Source organism: Streptomyces sp. NPDC059037, from assembly GCF_042740015.1.
Lineage (GTDB): Bacteria > Actinomycetota > Actinomycetes > Streptomycetales > Streptomycetaceae > Streptomyces.
The window spans coordinates 18147-35091 of the sequence record NZ_JBHYIG010000064.1; the positions used below are offsets into that span (position 1 = coordinate 18147).

General features: G+C 72.8%; 12 protein-coding genes. 9 read left to right on the forward strand and 3 right to left on the reverse strand.

The features are described 5' to 3' along the window. The 4 genes from ACFWY6_RS15940 to ACFWY6_RS15955 form a co-directional block, all read left to right on the forward strand. Window positions 1-1083, forward strand: a 1083-nt coding sequence (locus ACFWY6_RS15940) for a UDP-glucuronic acid decarboxylase family protein (RefSeq protein ID WP_384689994.1), incomplete at its 5' end; no start/stop codon positions are given. A gap of 5 nt (window positions 1084-1088) precedes the next feature. Next, entirely contained in the window at window positions 1089-2756 is a 1668-nt protein-coding gene (locus ACFWY6_RS15945) for a right-handed parallel beta-helix repeat-containing protein (protein WP_384689996.1), read from the forward strand. A 127-nt stretch (window positions 2757-2883) separates the two neighbouring features. Further along, entirely contained in the window at window positions 2884-7320 is a 4437-nt protein-coding gene (locus ACFWY6_RS15950; RefSeq protein ID WP_384689999.1) for an aminotransferase class I/II-fold pyridoxal phosphate-dependent enzyme, read from the forward strand. A gap of 6 nt (window positions 7321-7326) precedes the next feature. After that, entirely contained in the window at window positions 7327-8064 is a 738-nt protein-coding gene (locus ACFWY6_RS15955) for a class I SAM-dependent methyltransferase (RefSeq protein ID WP_384690003.1), read from the forward strand. On the opposite strand, the gene ACFWY6_RS15960 is transcribed toward ACFWY6_RS15955, so the two are convergent. The 3 genes from ACFWY6_RS15960 to ACFWY6_RS15970 form a co-directional block, all read right to left on the reverse strand. After that, on the reverse strand, window positions 8013-9851 hold the full coding sequence (locus ACFWY6_RS15960) for a glycoside hydrolase family 15 protein (protein WP_384690006.1): 1839 nt from the start codon (window positions 9849-9851) through the stop codon (window positions 8013-8015). The genes ACFWY6_RS15955 and ACFWY6_RS15960 overlap by 52 nt on opposite strands. 104 nt (window positions 9852-9955) lie before the next feature. Next, complete coding sequence (locus ACFWY6_RS15965) at window positions 9956-10648, reverse strand: response regulator (protein WP_384690009.1); 693 nt, start codon at window positions 10646-10648, stop codon at window positions 9956-9958. Beyond that, window positions 10645-11946 (reverse strand): sensor histidine kinase, encoded by a 1302-nt coding sequence (locus tag ACFWY6_RS15970; protein WP_384690012.1) that lies wholly within the window; start codon window positions 11944-11946, stop codon window positions 10645-10647. The genes ACFWY6_RS15965 and ACFWY6_RS15970 overlap by 4 nt, the downstream gene beginning before the upstream one ends. A gap of 111 nt (window positions 11947-12057) precedes the next feature. Here ACFWY6_RS15970 and ACFWY6_RS15975 point away from each other — a divergent pair, with 111 nt between their 5' ends. The 5 genes from ACFWY6_RS15975 (at window position 12058) to ACFWY6_RS15995 (ending at window position 16759) form a co-directional block, all read left to right on the forward strand. Then, window positions 12058-13071 (forward strand): ABC transporter ATP-binding protein, encoded by a 1014-nt coding sequence (locus ACFWY6_RS15975; protein WP_384690015.1) that lies wholly within the window; start codon window positions 12058-12060, stop codon window positions 13069-13071. Further along, a complete protein-coding gene (locus ACFWY6_RS15980; protein WP_384690018.1) occupies window positions 13068-14612 on the forward strand; it encodes an ABC transporter permease subunit in 1545 nt (514 codons plus the stop codon). Before ACFWY6_RS15975 ends, ACFWY6_RS15980 begins: the two co-directional genes overlap by 4 nt. Then, window positions 14612-15397, forward strand: coding sequence for an ABC transporter permease (locus ACFWY6_RS15985; protein ID WP_384690021.1), 786 nt, complete (start codon window positions 14612-14614; stop codon window positions 15395-15397). Before ACFWY6_RS15980 ends, ACFWY6_RS15985 begins: the two co-directional genes overlap by 1 nt. Window positions 15398-15505: 108 nt before the next feature. Further along, complete coding sequence (locus tag ACFWY6_RS15990) at window positions 15506-15988, forward strand: Lrp/AsnC family transcriptional regulator (protein ID WP_266869311.1); 483 nt, start codon at window positions 15506-15508, stop codon at window positions 15986-15988. A gap of 48 nt (window positions 15989-16036) precedes the next feature. Then, window positions 16037-16759 carry an HAD family hydrolase gene (locus ACFWY6_RS15995; protein ID WP_384690024.1) on the forward strand — a complete coding sequence of 241 codons (723 nt, stop codon included), beginning with the start codon at window positions 16037-16039 and terminating at the stop codon, window positions 16757-16759. The last annotated feature ends 186 nt before the right edge of the window (window positions 16760-16945 follow it).

The following is a 16945-nucleotide window of genomic DNA, read 5'->3' on the forward strand; positions in this document are numbered from 1 at the left end:
CGCCGCCCCGCCCTCCCGGCCCCCGCGACCGTCGCCGCGCGCGCCCCCCGCCCCCTCGCGACCCACCGCCCCCGTGGCCGCACTCACCGGAGGTGCGTCATGAGGGTCGTGGTGACGGGCGGCGGCGGATTCATGGGCTCCCATCTGTGCGAGGCGCTCCTCGCCAGGGGCGACACCGTCTGGTGCCTGGACAACTTCTGCACCGGCGAGCCGGAGAACGTCGCCCACCTGCGCGGCGCGCCCCGTTTCCGGCTGCGCCACGCGGATGTGACCGAGCCGTTCGACGTGCCGGGCCCGGTGGACGCGGTGGCCCACCTCGCGAGCCCCGCGTCACCGCCCGACTACCACCGGCTGCCCCTGGAGACCCTGGCCGTCGGCAGCCGGGGCACCGAGAACGCCCTGCGCCTGGCCCAGCGGCACGGCGCCCGCTTCCTGCTGACCTCGACCAGCGAGGTCTACGGCGACCCGGAGATCCACCCGCAGCCCGAGGACTACTGGGGCCACGTCAACCCGGTCGGCCCGCGCAGCGTCTATGACGAGGCCAAGCGGTACGCGGAGGCGCTCTCCATGGCGTACCGGCGCAGCCTGGGCGTCGACGTGGGCATCGTACGGATCTTCAACACGTACGGTCCGCGGATGCGGCCGCACGACGGGCGCGTGGTGTCGACCTTCGTCCGCCAGGCGCTTGCGGGCAGGCCGCTGACGATCTACGGCGACGGCGGCCAGACCCGCAGCTTCTGCTACGTCGACGACCTCGTACGCGGCCTGGTGGCGATGCTCGACAGCGGCCACAGCGGCCCGGTGAACCTCGGCAACCCCAGCGAGCGCACCGTCCGTGAGCTCGCGGAACTCGTCCGCAAGATCACCGGATCGCACTCCCCCATCGAGTACCGCCCGCTGCCCGTCGACGATCCGACCCGCCGCCGCCCCGTGATCAACCGGGCGCTCGAAGAGCTCGGCTGGGTTCCTCGGGTCACCCTGGAGGAAGGGCTGCGGCACACGGTGGCGTGGTTCACCGCCCGTTCCGGGCCGCAGCCCGCCAAGGTGCCGTCCCTGGCACCGCCGCAGCCCGTGGAGGCCTGATTCCGATGCGCAGGACAGCCGCCGCGTCCGCCCTGGGGCGCCGTGCCCCGGGTGCGCTCGTCGCCGCGATCGCGCTGATCGCGGCCGGCGGCTGCGCGGCCACGCCGCACTACTCGCCGACCAGCACGTACTACGTCGGCGCCGATGGCGACGACGACAACGACGGCTCATCGCCCGGCAAGGCCTGGCGGACGCTGGCCCGCGCCGAACGCGTGGCGCTTGAGCCCGGCGACCGGCTGCTCCTCGAAGGCGGCGCGCGCTTCACCGGCACCATCACGCTGAACGGCTCGGAGGCGGGCGACGCGGACCGGCCCGTGGTGATCGGGTCGTACGGCGAGGGCCGGGCCACCGTCGACGCCGAGGGCACCCCCGGCATCTCCGTGCACAACACGGCGGGCGTGGAGATCCGCGATCTGCACGTGACCGGGGACCGCGCCGCCTACGCCGGCGACGGGGGCATCAACCTCTACGCCGACCGTCCGGGCGGCGGACCGATCGACCATGTCCTGGTCTCCGACGTCGAGATCTCCGGATTCCGGGCGGGCATCGCGGTCGGCAGCAACGAGGAGCGCACCGGCTTCAGGGATGTGACGGTGCGTCAGGCCAAGTTGCACGGCAACAAGGACGCCGGGCTGCTGACCTACGGCCCGAAGTTCGAGCCCCGCCAACCCGCCTTTGCGCACGAGGACTTCGAGGTCGAGGACGTCGCCGCCTACCGGAACGCCGGAGACCCGGAGGCGGACGACCGGCACACCGGCGACGGCATCATCCTCGGCTCCGTGCGCCAGGCGACGGTGCGGAACTCCACCGCCCACGACAACGGCGCCCGGTCGGCCGTCACAGCGCCGTCGGGCCCGGTGGGCATCTGGGCCTATGACGCGACCGACGTGCTCCTGGAGCACAACACCGCGTACCGCAACCACACGCGCTCCAAGGTCGACGGCGCCGGATTCGGGTTCGACGAGAACGTCTCGGGCTCGACCATGCAGTACAACCTGGCGTTCCACAACGACGGCTCCGGCTTCTACGCCTACACCCGCGTGGTGAACGGCGCGCACACCGACAACACGATCCGCTACAACCTGTCCTCCGACAACGGCCGCAGGCTGCCGCGATTCGGCGGGCTCGCGGTCTACGGCCACGACGTGCGCAATCTGCGGATGTACCAGAACACCGTGGTCATGACCGTCCTGGAGGACGGCAGGAGCGGTCCCGCCCTGCGCCTGATGGACGGCCAGAGGGGCGTCACCGTCCGCAACAACAACTTCATCACCGACGGCTCCCCGCTGGTCCTGGCGGACGAGGGCCTGACCGCCGCCAACGTCCTCGTGCAGGGCAACAACTACCGTGCCCCGCAAGGACAGTGGACCGCGCAGTGGGGTGACTGGTCCTTCACCGGACTGAAGGCCTGGCGCGCGGCGACCGGTCAGGAACGCCTCCAGGGACAGCCCGTCGGCCTGACCGTCGATCCCTGCCTCGCCGGCGGCGAGCTGCCCGACGTGGACTCCGCCGGTGACGCGCATCTGCTGGCCCCGGACTGCGCGGCCCTCGCCGGCAAGGGCCTGGACCTGCAGGCGCTGTTCGGCATCGACACGGGCCCCGTCGACTACTTCGGGCAGACGGTCGGCAGTCCCCCGCCCGTCGGTGCCGCCCTGCCTCCGGTTGAGGACTGAGCCCTCCCGGCGAGAAGACCGAGAAGATGCAGCCCCTCACCCGCCGGGCCTACGATCGAAGGAGCGAGACCCCGGTTGACGCGATCCTCGGCCCGGTGTCCCTGCCACGCAGGGAGGCGCTTTTCCATTGCTTCGGGCACGTTCTCGGGGAGAGCTGCGGGCGCGAAACCGGCTGACGGCCGGTTACGTCCTGCTGGTCGCCGCCCTCACCGCGGCCTATCTGACCCTTGAGGACCTGCGTGCACCGCTCTGGGCGCTCATCGGTCTCGGCGGTGTCGCCGCCGTGCTCACGGGCGTGCGCGTGCACCGTCCCGCGCACCGCTGGCCGTGGTGGGTGCTCGCCGCCGGTCTGCTCACCTTCGCCGCAGGTGACACGTACTACAACGTGGTCGAGGAGTATCTGCACGCCTCCAACCCCTTTCCCTCCCCCGCCGACGCCCTGTACCTGGCGACGTATCCGCTGTTCGCCGCCGGGCTGTTCGGGCTCGTCCGCTACCGCTGGGTGGGCCGCGACCTGCCGAGCCTGCTCGACGCGCTGATCTTCACCGGCGGCCTCGCACTGCCCGTCTGGGTCTGTCTCGTCCAGCCGCTCACCGAGGTCGAGGGCCTGACGTGGGCGCAGCGCGCGATCAGCATCGCCTACCCGCTGGGCGACGTGCTGGTCCTCGCGCTGCTTGCCGGGATGCTCACCCCCGGCTCCGTGTCCGGCCACAACCGTTGCGTGCAGCTGCTCGTCGTCGGCACCGTCACGCTGCTCGGCTTCGACATCGCGTACGGAATTCTGCAGCTCAACGGGTTGTGGCAGACCGGCACCCCGCTCGACCTGGGCTGGATCGTCTTCTACACGGCCTGGGGCCTCGCGGCGCTGCATCCATCGATGGTGGAACTGACCGCGTACGCGCAGCAGCGCAAGTCGCTGCTCCCGCCCCGGCACCGGCTCGTGCTGCTCGCCCTCGCCACCCTGATCGCCCCGGCGGTCCTGCTCGCCGAGGGGCTCGCCGGCGGGGCCCATGACGCGCCCGTGATCGCGGCGTTCTCCGGTGCGCTGTTCCTCCTGGTGATCCTCCGGCTCGCCGGGATGGTCGTGGCACACCGCAAGGCCGTGGACCGTGAGCTGGCGCTGCGTACCGCCGCCTCCTCCCTGGTGTCGGCGGTCAGGCCCGAGGAGATCGCGGAGACCTGCGACGGGGCGGTCACCGCGCTGGCCGCGCCCGATGTCCGCACGGCGACCCTGCTGCCCGGCACGGACGGATCTCCCTCGGCCCTGCCCTCCGAACTCGCCCTGGACCGCACCCATCTGGCGCCCGTCGCCGAGCTCGGCCCGGACATCACCCCTCACTTCGGGACGCCCGAGAGCGCCCTGGTGTGCCCCATGATCCAGCGCGACCGTCCCGCCGGTGACGCGCCGCCGGGTGTGCTGATCGCGGCGGGCCCCGAGCGCCAGCTCACCGAGATCTGGGCCTCCTTGGAGATCCTCGCCTCGCACGCGGGCCTCGCCATGGAGCGCATCGCGCTGCGCCAGGAGATCATCCGCCGGGAGAGCGAGGCGTACTTCCGCACGCTGGTGCGCAACGCGTCGGACGTCATCCTGATCGTCGACGACGACGACACCGTGCGGTACGCGAGTCCGTCCGCGGCGGTCGTGTTCGGGGCCGCCCGGCTGATCGGGACGACGCTGCCCGAGCTGGTCGACGCGCGCGACCGGCGCCGCGCGGGGCGGGTCCTGCGGGCCATGCGCGACGGCGGGCAGCGCGAACCCCACGACTACTGGTGGATGCGGCGCGACACCGGGCGCGTCGAGGTGGAGGTGCGCTGCAGCGATCTGCGCGACGACCCGACGGTCCGGGGCCTCGTCGTCACCCTGCGGGACGTGACCGAGCAGCGTCAGCTGGAGCACGAGCTCACCCAGCGGGCCTTCCACGACGCGCTGACCGGCCTGCCCAACCGGACGCTGCTCCTGGAGCGGATCGAGCGCGCGCTGCTGCGTGGCGACCGCGAGTCGACCCTCACCTGTGTGCTCTTCATCGACCTCGACGACTTCAAGGTCGTCAACGACACGATGGGGCACTCCGTCGGCGACCGGCTGCTCGCCGCCGTCGGCTCCCGGCTCGCGCAGTCGCTGCGCCGCAGCGACACCGCGGCCCGGCTCGGCGGCGACGAGTTCGCGGTGCTCATGGAGGACGCGAAGAAGCCCGCCGACGCCGAGATCCTGGCCGCGCAGGTGGTGCAGGCGCTCAGCAGGCCCTTCCATCTGCCCGGCGCCACGGTGAGCGTCTCCGCCAGCGTCGGTGTGGCCACGGCCGCGGACAGCTCCGGCGCCGAGGAGCTGCTCACCCACGCCGACCTGGCCCTGTACGCCGCCAAGGCCGCCGGGAAGCGCCAGTGGCGCCGCTTCCGGCCCCGGCTGCACGTACGGATGCTGGAGCGGCACGACCTGCAGGCGAGCCTGGACCGGGCGATCGCCGACGAGGAGTTCGCGCTGCGCTACCAGCCCGTGGTGGACATCACGGCCAACGGCCATCGGGCCGGCGAACCGGACGGGCCGCCCGCCGAGATCGTCGGCTTCGAGGCCCTCGCCCGCTGGCCGCATCCCCAGCGGGGTCTGGTGCCGCCGCAGCAGTTCATCCCGCTCGCCGAGGAGACCGGCCACATCACGCCGCTGGGCGCCTGGGTGCTCGCCGGCGCCACCGCCGACATCGTCGCACTGCAGCGGACGGTGGCAGCCGCATCGGCCGCGCCGTACGTCAGCGTCAACGTCTCCGCGCGGCAGTTCCGCGACACCGGCTTCCTCGACGACGTGCGCAGGGCGCTGCGGACGCCCGGACTCGCCGCGGGGTCACTGCAGTTGGAGCTCACCGAGTCGGTGCTGATGCGGCGGGACGGTCAGATCCAGGCGGTCATGGAGGCGCTCAAGGACCTCGGGGTGCGCATCGCGGTCGACGACTTCGGGACGGGATTCTCCTCGCTGCGGTATCTGCGGGAGTTCCCCATCGACGTACTGAAGATCGACAAGTCCTTCATCGACGGCATCGCCGATGACACCCGGCAGGTCGCCCTCGTCGAAGGCATCGTCCACCTCGCCGACACACTGGGCCTTCAGGTCATCGCCGAGGGCATCGAGGATCCCGTGCAGCGCGACCTGCTCGCCGGGATGGGCTGCCGGTTCGGGCAGGGGTATCTCTTCGCGCGCCCGCTGACCGCGGAGCAGGGCGAACGCATGCTGCGGTGTGGCGCCGGATGCCGGGGCACCGGGAGCGCCCGTGCAGCAGCGCCGCCCGCCCCGGCGGCCGTCCAAGGCGCCCTCGTCCGGTCCGCACGGGTCCCTTCCAAGCCGCTCACCCCCGCTAGAGAGACCGCCATGAGCCGCGATCTCGACGAGCTGCGGCGGACCAGTCCGATGAGCGACGCCGTCCTGGACGAGGTGCGCGGCAGGCACATCCGCAGCGCAGACCACTGGCTGATCGACTTCGCGTCGTGCAACTATCTGGGCTTCGACTGCGACCCGGAGATCATCGGGGCCATCGAACCCGCCGTACGCCGCTGGGGCACGCACCCCAGCTGGTCCCGCCTCATCGGCAGCCCCCGGCTCTACCCGGAGATCGAGGAACGGCTCGCCGCGCTGCTCGGGGCGCCCGACACGCTGCTCCTGCCGACGGCGACGCTGATCCACGCCTCGGTGATCCCGGTCCTCGCGGACAAGGGCCATGTCTTCGTCGAGGCGGCGGCCCACCGCACGGTGTACGACGGCTGTGTGGCGGCCCGCGCCCAGGGCGCGACGCTGCGGCGGTTCCACGCGGAGCGGCCGGACGAACTGGCCGCCGAGCTGCGGGCGCTGCCCGCGGGAACGGCGCGCCTCGTCTGCCTTGACGGTGTCAACAGCATGAGCGGGAACATCGCCGACATCCCCGAACTGGCCGGGATCTGCCGGGACTTGGACGCCACGCTGTACATCGACGACACGCACGGCTTCGGTGTGATCGGGGAGCGCGGGGCGAACGAACCGTGCCCCTACGGACTGCGCGGCAACAGCGTCGTGCGGCACACGGGCGAGACGTACGACGGTGTCGTGCTCGTCGGGGGTTTCTCCAAGGCGTACTCGTCGCTCCTTGCCTTTCTCGCGCTGCCGTCGTGGCTCAAGGACCATCTGAAGGTCACGGCGGCCCCGTATCTGTACTCCGGGCCATCGCCGACGGCCTCCCTGGCCACCGCGCTCGCCGGCCTGGAGGTCAACGACCGGCGCGGCGACGCCATCCGCGCCGATCTGCACCGCAAGACCGTCCGGGTGCTCGATCACGTGGCGGCGCTCGGCGTGGGGACGCTCAACTCCGATCAGCTGCCGATCGTGGAGATCCCCCTGGAGAACGCCGACGACCTGGACGCGGTCGGCCGTTTCCTGTGGGAGCAGGGCATCTATGTGACGCTGGCGGCCTATCCGCTCGTGCCGCGCGACCGGGTCGGCTTCCGCGTACAGCTCACGGCCCTCAACTCCGACGAGGACATCGACCGCCTGGGCACGGCGCTGACCCTTCTTTCCGAGCGGTTTCCGCTCCGTCCGGCGGGGTGAGGCGGCATGGCGCCCACCCGCAACGACGACGTGGACTGGGACAGCTGGCCCGTCCAGGACTATCTCGGCGAGAACTACCGCGAGCTGCATCCGTCCGACGCCGCGGTGATCGCCCATCACTCCGCCTTCTACCGGCAGTTCGCCCCGGGAAGCGTCGCCCGCTCCCTGGAGTTCGGGGCCGGGCCCAATCTCTATCCGCTGATGCTCGCCGCCGCCGCGAGCCGCCGGATCGACGCCGTGGAGGCGAGCGCGGCGGGCGTCGCCTATCTGACGCGGCAGCTCGAAGAGCCGCCGGACGCCAGCTGGTCGCCGTTCTACGAGCTGTGCCGCAGCCTCGACCCCGGCCTGCCCCCGAGCCTGCCGGAGGCGCTGACGCGCGTACGCGTGGTGCACGGCGACATCCGTGCGCTCACGCCCGGCGGTTATGACATCGCGTCGATGAACTTCGTCGCCGAGGGTGTCACCGAGGACTTCACGGAGTTCACCGACTTCTGCCACCGCTTCGTGCGCTCGGTCGGCCCCGGCGGGCACCTGGTCGCCGCGTTCATGGAGAACATGCCGACCTACCGCATCGGTCCCGCATCGCGCTGGCCCGGCTGCCCGGTGGACCCGGACGTCGTCACGGAGGTGTTCGCGCCGCTGACGCGGCGGCTCGTGGTCACCCGGATCGACGCCGATCCGACGCTGCCCGACTACGGCGACTCCGGCATGGTGCTCCTGACGGCCGTCCGCGGCGCCTCGTGAGCGCCCGCGTCACGCAAGGCGAAGGCCGTCTCCACCAGAGCGATATGGCTGAACGCCTGGGGCGCGTTGCCCAGTTGGCGCCCGCGTCCGGGGTCCCACTGCTCGGCGAGCAGGCCCACGTCGTTGCGGACGTCCAGGACGCGCTCGAAGGTCTCCCGGGCGTCTTCGAGCCTGCCGGTCGCCGCCAGCGCGTCGGCGTACCAGAGGGAACACGCCACGAACGTGCCCTCGGATCCGCGCATGCCGTCCACGCCGTGCACGCCGCTGCCGTTGTGCGCGTACCGCCGTACGAAGCCGTTGTCGTCGAGGGCCCGCATCGCGAGGACGGTGTCGTGCACCCGCGGGTCGTCGGCCGGCAGGAAGCCGACCTTGGGGATCAGCAGCGCGGACGCGTCCAGGGCGGGCGAGCCGTAGGACTGGGTGAACGACCGGAGCCCGGCGTCCCATCCCTCGCGGCACACCTCCTGGTGCACGGCGTCGCGCATGGCCGTCCACTCCGGCGCGCGTTCGTTCCTGCCGAGCAGCTCGCCCATGCGCAGGGCGCGGTCGGCTGCGACCCACGACATGACCTTGGAGTGCACGAACTGCCGCCTGGTGCCGCGCACTTGCCACAGTCCCTGGTCGGGCTCGCGCCAGTGCTCTTGCAGGTAGCGCATCAGGGATTTCACCAGGCTCCACATGTGGGGTTCCATCGGGATGCCGGCGCGCAGCGACAGACAGAGCGTGTCGAGGACCTCGCCGTACACGTCGAGCTGGAGCTGGGTCACCGCGGCGTTCCCGAAGCGGACGGGCCGCGAACCCTCGTAGCCGGGCAGCCACGGCGCCTCGGCCTCCGGCAGCAGCCGCTGTCCCCCGAGGCCGTACACCGCCTGCAGATCCGCCGGGTCGCCCGCGATCGCCCGCCCGAGCCAGTCGAGCCAGGCCGTCGCCTCGTCCCGGTAGCCGCTGCGCAGCAGACAGGACAGCGTCAGCGTGGAGTCGCGCAGCCAGCAGAACCGGTAGTCCCAGTTGCGCTCGCCGCCGACGCACTCGGGCAGCGAGGTGGTCGGCGCGGCGACGACGCCGCCCGTGGGCGCGTAGGTGAGCGCCTTGAGCGTGATCAGCGAGCGGGTGACGGCCTCCCGCCAGGGGCCCTGGTAGCGGCAGCGCGCCGTCCAGCGCCGCCAGAAGTCGCCGGTCGCCTTCAGCGCGGTCTCGGCGGGCACACGGAGCGGTTCGGGCGGCTCCGGCACATGCGAGGGCGCCCACACCAGCTGCACGGTGAGGCGCTGGCCCGCCGTGACGGTGAAGTCGATGACCGTCGGGTCGGCGTCACCCCGAGTCGTCACGGGGCCGTCGGCGCTCACCCAGAGCGAGTCGGGCCCCGCGACGGCGACCGTGCAGTGCTCCTCGGCCCGCACCCAGGGGACGATCCGGCCCTGGTTGAACCGCGGCCGCAGTTCGCTGCGCATCGCCACGGCGCCCGAAAGACCCTCGACCACGCGTACGACACAGGGCAGTTGGGCACGCGGCGGCATGAAGTCCGTGACCCGTACGGCACCGGTCGGGAGCTCCCAGCAGGAGTCCATGACGAGGGTGTCCTGGCGGTAGGCCCGCCGCGTGCACGCTCCCGCGCCGATGGGGGAGATCCGCCAGAAGCCGTTGTCGCCCGTGCCGAGCAGGGCGGCGAAACAGGCCGGGGAGTCGAAGCGGGGCAGGCAGAGCCAGTCGATCGACCCGTCCCTGCCGAGCATGGCAGCGGTCTCCAGGTCACTGATGAGGGCGTAGTCCTCGATACGGGCATTCATGATCGAGTCACGCCGTCGTGCACTTGCCGCCCTTCCATTGTACGGCGACGGGCCTCGCCGGGCCCGGTGGTGCGGGGCGGCCCGCCTCCCTGATGGGCCAGGTGTCAGGCCTGCGCCCTCGGCACCACGAGCCCCGTCTCGTACGCCGCCACGACCGCCTGTGTGCGGTCCCGCAGGCCGAGTTTGCCGAGCACCCGGCTCACATGGGTCTTCACGGTCTCCTCGCTGACGTGCAGCCGTCCCGCGATCTCCGGGTTGGACAGGCCTTCCGCGATCAGCCGGAGCACCTCGGTCTCGCGCGGGGTCAGGGCGTCGAGCCGGGCGGCGGATCCGCTGGGCGGTCCGGGCCTGAGGCGGGCGAACTCGGCGATGAGGCGGCGGGTCACGGTGGGCGCGAGCAGACCCTCGCCCGCGGCCACCACGCGTACGGCGTCGAAGAGGTGCTCGGCGGTGACGTCCTTGAGCAGGAACCCGGCGGCGCCCGCGCTCAGCGCGTCGTACACGTGCTCGTCCAGGTCGAAGGTGGTGAGGATGAGGACGCGGGTGCCGGTGCCGGCGAGCCGCCCGGTCGCCTCGATGCCGTCCATCACCGGCATGCGGACGTCCATCAGGACCAGGTCGGGCAGCAGCTCGCGGCAGAGCCGGACCGCCTGGGCGCCGTCGGCGGCCGTGCCTACGACGGTGAAGTCGGGCTGGGTGGCGAGGAGTCCGGCGTAACCGGCACGGACGACTTCGTGGTCGTCGGCGATGACGATGCGCAGGGGCGCCTGGCGGCCGCTGCTCGGGATCTCACTCATGCGGCATGCTCCCGCACCGGTGCGGGGAACGTCGCCTCGATGAGGAAACCGCCGCGCCGCGCGGGGCCCGCGCGCAGCTCGCCGCCGACCATCGCGGCGCGCTCCCGCATGCCGAGAAGACCGTGCCCGTCGTCCAGGTCGTCCACGTCGTCCGGGCTCGGCCCGTTGTCGCGCACACGCAGCCGCAAGGCGCCTTGGGTGTAGTGGAGTTCGACGTCCACGGCGGCGCCCGGCGCGTGGCGGCGCGCGTTGGTGAGGGCTTCCTGCACGATGCGGTACGCGGTGAGTTCGACGCCCGGGTCGAGGGTGCGCACGGGCCCCTCGACGATGAGCCGTACGGCGGCGGCCGACGCGTCCCGCGCCTCGTCGACGAGCTCGCCGAGCTGTTCGAGACCGGGCTGCGGGCGGCGCTCCGGCACGGCGGGCCCCGCGTCCTCGCGCAGGACGCCGAGCAGGCGGCGCATCTCGGTGAGCGCGGTGCGGGCGGTGTCGCCGATGGCCAGGAACCGTTCGGCGCCTGCGGTGGGCAGCCCCGGGGTGGTCAGCCTGGCGGTCTCCGCCTGCACGGCGATCATGGAGATGTGGTGGGCGACGACGTCGTGCAACTCCCGGGCGATCCTGGCCCGTTCGCCCCGGGCGGCATGCTCGTGGAGGGTCTCGGCGATGGCCCGCTCGGCCGCGCCGTTGACCAGCGCGGTGTCACGGGCGCCGCGGGCGATCCCGGTACCGGCCGCGACGCCGGCGCACACCGCGACCAGCACGGTCATCACCCGCTCCCCCGCGCCGTCCGCCGCCGCTGCCGTGACCGCGTACGCGACGAAGGGCAGCGCAAGGAGCACCGTCAGGAGCCTCGGGCCGTGGCGCCCCGCCTGGTGGAGGGCCACGAGCAGGGCGTACAGACCGGCGATGGTCAGTACGTGAAAGGGCGCGAGGGCGAGCATCGCGGCTGCGGAGGCGGGGAGGGCGGCGAGGGACGTGTGCCTCGGGCTGCCGACGCCTGCGCCCCTCCCCCGCACCGCACCGCCCGCGAGCGCCGCCACCGGCACGGTCGTCCCCAGGGCGAGGGAGAGGGCGAGCGGCAGCGGGACGGTGGCGTCCGCGCGCAGCAGCAGCTCCGCGGTGGCGGCGAGCGACAGGAGTGCCGCGGCCGCGACCGGTGTCCGTGGGTGGCGCGCGACGCCGCGCATGCGGGTGCGCATGCGGGTGCGCTTGCGGGTGCCCATGCGGGTGCCCATGCGGGTGCCCATGCGCTTGTATCCGCTGTATCCGCGGCCCCTGACGGGAGTTGTGACCCTCACGCGTCTCATTGTCACGGGCACGGGGCCCGTCGGAGTCCCTCACGTGAGGGATACGAAGACGGCTCCCGGGCGTGACGACCCGTGGCCGTGCCGTCTCTAGCCTCGCTTCTCATGGATGGCATCACGGCAACAACTGACCGCGGCGCGGCTCCTGTCGGCCACGCGGCGACGATCGAAGTGCGCGGACTGCGCAAGCGTTACGGGCCGGTCACCGCGGTCGACGGTCTCTCCTTCACCGTGGCTCCCGGACAGGTCACCGGATTCGTCGGCCCCAACGGTGCAGGCAAGTCCACCACCATGCGCATCGTCCTGGGTCTGGACTCCGCCGACGAGGGCACCGCGCTCATCGGCGGCCGCCCCTACCACGCGCTGCGCACCCCGCTGCTCGAAGTGGGCTCGCTGCTCGACGCGGCGGCCGTCCATCCCAGCAGGCGCGGGCGCGACCATCTCCTGTGGATGGCGCACTCGCACGGGCTTCCCGTGCGCCGGGTGGACGAGGTGCTCGACCTCGTCGGGCTCGGCCAGGCCGCGCGGCGCCGGGCCGGCGGCTACTCGCTCGGCATGCGCCAGCGCCTCGGCATCGCGGCGGCGCTGCTCGGCGACCCGCCCGTCCTGCTCTTCGACGAGCCGGTCAACGGACTCGACCCGGAGGGCATCCGGTGGATCCGCGGCTTCCTCAAGGGTCTGGCCGCCGAGGGCCGTGCCGTGCTCGTCTCCAGCCATCTGATGAGTGAACTGGAGGACACCGCCGACCACTTGGTGGTGGTCGGGCGGGGCCGTGTCATCGCCGACACGAGCGTGCGGGAGCTGCTCGCCGCGGCGTCCGGCGACCGGGTCGAGGTCCGCACGGACGAACGGACGGCGGCGATGACCGTCCTTGCGGGCGCCGGGGCGAGTGTCGCGGCCACCGGACGCGACACGCTGACCGTCTCGCGCCTCGCGGCGGGCCGCGTCGTGGAGCTGCTCGGCGGCGCCGGGGTCGGCTTCTCGGGGGTCGCGGCGCACCGGGCCACGCTGGAGGAGGCGTACATGGAACTCACCAGGGACGAGGTCGAGTTCGCGGGCGGTCAGGACCGGCAGGCGTCCGGCGAGAGCACCGGGGCTGCCGGGGAGGGCACGCGATGACCACCGCCGACCCGCCCCGCCGCCCCGGCACCGCGCTCGTCGGCCGCGCCGGGTTCCCGCAGCTGCTGCGCGCCGAGTGGACCAAGCTGCGCACGGTGCGCCGCTGGGGTCTCACGCTACTGGCCGCGGTCGTGGTGACCGTCCTCATCTCCCTCTTCTCCGCGACGAGTTCGGGCATCGAGACGACGGGCGGGGGCGGCGGTGGCGGTTCCCCCGCGCCCACCGGGCCCGGCGGGGTGTCCATCCGCGACGACTTCACGTTCGTACACCGCACGCTCACCGGCAACGGCAGCATCACCGCCCGGGTGACAGGACCCACCGGCGAGCAGCCGCGCCGGGCCCCCGAGTGGGCCAAGGCCGGGGTGCTGATCAAGGAGAGCACCGATCCGGGATCGGAGTACGCGGCCCTCATGATCACCGCGGGGCACGGAGTGCGCCTGCAGAGCGAGTTCATCCGCGACGTGGCGGGCAGCGCCGCGTCCGCCACCACGCCCCACTGGCTTCGACTGGTCCGCTCGGGGGCGACCGTCACGGCGTACGAGTCCGCGGACGGGCGCACCTGGCACGAGGTGGGAACCGTCCGACTCGCCACGTCGGCCGAAGCGGTCCAGTTCGGCCTCTTCGTGGCATCGCCCAACGCACAGTCCATGCAACGGAAGTTCGGCAATGTGTCGGTGAGCGACCAGCCATCACGGTCGTCGGCCCGCTTCGACGAGGTGACGGTGAAGGGGGCCACGGGCGGCGACTGGCGCCTGACGGACGTCGGACGGCCGAGCGGGGGCGGGCAGCCGACCGGAGACGGGCAGGGCGAACTGCGTCGCGCAGGGGGTGAGTTCACCCTCAGCGGCTCCGGCGACATCGCCCCCGGCACGCCGATGCAGCCCGACCTCGTCGCCGCGTCCCTCAACGGCAGCCAGCTGAGCCTCGTCCTGGTCGCCGCGCTCGGCGTCCTGTTCATCACCGCCGAGTACCGGCGCGGGATGATCCGCACGACCTTCGCGGTCACTCCGCGCCGCGGCCGCGTCCTGCTGGCCAAGGCGGTGGTGATCGGCGCGGTCACCTTCGTGACCGGGCTCGTGGCGTCCCTGCTCTCCTACCTCCTGAGCATGCCCGCGCTGCGCGCCGGCGGCCACGAGCCGCCGCTCTTCCCCGAGTTCTCGCTCACCGACGGCCCCGTGCTGCGGGCCGTCATCGGCACCGCGGCCCTGCTCGCCCTGATCGCCGTCCTGGCCCTGGGGCTCGGCGCGCTGCTGCGCAACACGGCGGCCGCGATCACCACGGTCGTCGTGGTGATCGTCCTGCCGCTGATCCTGGTCAGCATGGTGCCGCTCGGCCTCTCCCAGTGGCTGCAACGGCTCACGCCCGTCGCGGGGTTCGCGGTCCAGCAGACGACTCCGCGCTACGACCAGGTGGCGGGCCTCTGCCTCCCGGAGGACGGCTGTTATCCGCAGGGCGCGTGGACCGGCTTCGGCACGCTCGCCGCGTACGCGGTCGTGGTGCTCGGTCTCGCGGTGTGGCGGGTACGGAAGAGGGACGCGTGATGGGCGAAGGGCGCGGGGTCGGCGCGGTGCGTGCCGAGTGGACCAAACTCCGTACGCTGCACAGCACTTGGTGGCTGCTGCTCGCCCTGATCGCGCTGACGGTCCTGGCGGGCGCCGCCTCCACCGCGTCGCTGACCGCGGGTGACTGCCCGGTCCCCGCCGACTGCCACGAGGACACGGTGAAGCTCAGCCTGACCGGGGTGTGGCTCGGCCAGGGCGCGGTCGTCGTCCTTGCGGTGCTGACGATGAGCGGCGAGTACGGCACGGGCACCATCCGCACGACCCTCACGACGGAACCGGTCCGGCTGCGGATCCTCGCGGCCAAGGCGGCGGTGCTCTGCGCCCTGACCGCCGCGGCGAGCACCGTCGGTGTGCTCGGCTCGCTGCTCGCGGGCCGGCTGCTGCTGTCCGCCGACGGCTTCGCGGCGCCCACGCTGACGGAAGGACCGACCTTGCGCGCGGCCGCGGGCACGGTCCTCTACCTCACGCTCACGGCGTTGATCGGCCTGGGCGCGGCCACCGCCCTGCGCGACACGGCGACCGCCGTCACATCGGTCCTTGCCCTCTTCTACGCCTTCCCGCTGCTCGCGGGTCTCCTCGCCGACCCCGACTGGCAGGCGAACGCACGGCGGGCGGCGCCCGCGACGGCCGGTCTCGCGATCCAGGCGACGACCGACCTGGACCGGCTGCCGATCGGCCCCTGGGCGGGCATCGCGGTCCTCGCGGGCTACGCGGTCGCGGCGCTGGTCACGGGCGGGGTGCTGCTGCGGGTACGGGACGCGTGAGGCGCGGGCTGCGTATACAGTCACCACCGATCAGCACCGCATTCGTACACCCGCATTCGTACATCTGCATGCGTACATCCGCATGCGTACACCTGAAAGACCCGCACCATGGCCGTCGACGAACTCGACACCCGCATCCTGCGGCTGCTCCTGGAGCAGCCGCGCACCAGTGTCCGTGAGTACGCGCGCGTACTCGGCGTCGCCCGCGGCACCCTGCAGGCCCGGCTCGACCGTCTGGAGCGGGACGGTGTGATCACGGGGACCGGTCCTTCGCTCTCCCCCGCCGCCCTCGGCCACCCGGTCCTCGCCTTCGTGCACATCGAGGTCACCCAGGGGCATCTGGACGAGGTGGGCGACGCGCTGGCCGCGGTGCCCGAGATCATCGAGGCCTTCTCGATCACCGGCGGCGGCGATCTGCTGACCCGTGTGGTCGCCCGGGACAACGGCCACCTGGAGGACGTCATCCAGCAGCTGATCCAGCTGCCGGGCGTGGTGCGCACCCGTACCGAGATGGCGCTGCGCGAGCGTGTGCCCAGCCGGCTGCTCCCGCTGGTCGAGTCGATCGGGCGGACCGCGGCCGCGCAGCGGTGAATTGGGCCTCGGACGTCGGTGAACTGGGCCTTTGGCATCCTTGACCGCATGAGCACCTTCGGCAGCCCTCTCGGCGTCACCCCGGTCATCTTCGATCTCGACGGCACACTCGTGGACAGCGAGCCCAATTACTACGAGGCGTCGCGCGCGCTGCTCGCCGAGCACGGCGTCGAGTACACCTGGGCGGACAACGAGGCCTACGTCGGCATCGGCACTCAGGAGACCCTCGCCATCTGGAAGGACCGCTACGGCATCGACGTACCGGTCGCCGAGCTGCTCGCCGAACTCGACCGCCGCTATCTCGCCCTGGCCCGCGCGGACACCCACGTCTTCCCCGAGATGCGGGGGCTCGTGGAGCAGCTGCACGGTGCCGGGGTGCCGATGGCCGTGGCGTCCGGCTCCTCGCGGGCGGCGATCGACGCGATCCTCTCCGGTACGGGCCTGGACGCACAGCTGACCACCGTGATCTCCGCGGACGAGGTCGCCCACGGCAAGCCGGCCCCCGACGTCTTCCTCGCCGCGGCGGCGCTCCTGGGCGCGGACCCCGCCGACTGCGTGGTCCTGGAGGACGCCGCTCCGGGTGCGGCGGCGGCGCACGCGGCCGGCATGCGCTGCATCGCGATCCCCTACGTCGCCGCCCACGCGGACGCCCCCGCCTTCGCTTCGGCGGGGCTGTTGCTGCGGGGCGGACAGAGCGAGTTCACGGCGCAGGCCGCGCTCGACTTCCTCAGCGCCCGGCCGCGGCCCGCCGCGCAAGCTCCGTCTTCTTGATCTTGCCGGTGGCGGTCAGCGGCAGTTCGTCGAGGAGCTCTATGCCGGGCACTTTGTACGTCGCCATGGCACCGGGCGCGGGGCCCGGCGGCCCCCCCCCCCGGGGGGGCCGGCGCGCCCCCCGCGCAGCGCCACCACACGAGGGCGCCGGCCCCGCGCCGCCCGCCGGCGGCGCCCCGGCCCCCC

Coding starts and splice junctions, on each gene's coding strand:
- ACFWY6_RS15945 (WP_384689996.1), top strand. CDS start 1,089: ATGCGCAGGACAGCCGCCGCGTCCGCCCTGGGGCGCCGTGCCCCGGGT.
- ACFWY6_RS15955 (WP_384690003.1), top strand. CDS start 7,327: ATGGCGCCCACCCGCAACGACGACGTGGACTGGGACAGCTGGCCCGTC.
- ACFWY6_RS15960 (WP_384690006.1), bottom strand. CDS start 9,851: ATGAATGCCCGTATCGAGGACTACGCCCTCATCAGTGACCTGGAGACC.
- ACFWY6_RS15965 (WP_384690009.1), bottom strand. CDS start 10,648: ATGAGTGAGATCCCGAGCAGCGGCCGCCAGGCGCCCCTGCGCATCGTC.
- ACFWY6_RS15975 (WP_384690015.1), top strand. CDS start 12,058: ATGGATGGCATCACGGCAACAACTGACCGCGGCGCGGCTCCTGTCGGC.
- ACFWY6_RS15980 (WP_384690018.1), top strand. CDS start 13,068: ATGACCACCGCCGACCCGCCCCGCCGCCCCGGCACCGCGCTCGTCGGC.
- ACFWY6_RS15985 (WP_384690021.1), top strand. CDS start 14,612: ATGGGCGAAGGGCGCGGGGTCGGCGCGGTGCGTGCCGAGTGGACCAAA.
- ACFWY6_RS15990 (WP_266869311.1), top strand. CDS start 15,506: ATGGCCGTCGACGAACTCGACACCCGCATCCTGCGGCTGCTCCTGGAG.
- ACFWY6_RS15995 (WP_384690024.1), top strand. CDS start 16,037: ATGAGCACCTTCGGCAGCCCTCTCGGCGTCACCCCGGTCATCTTCGAT.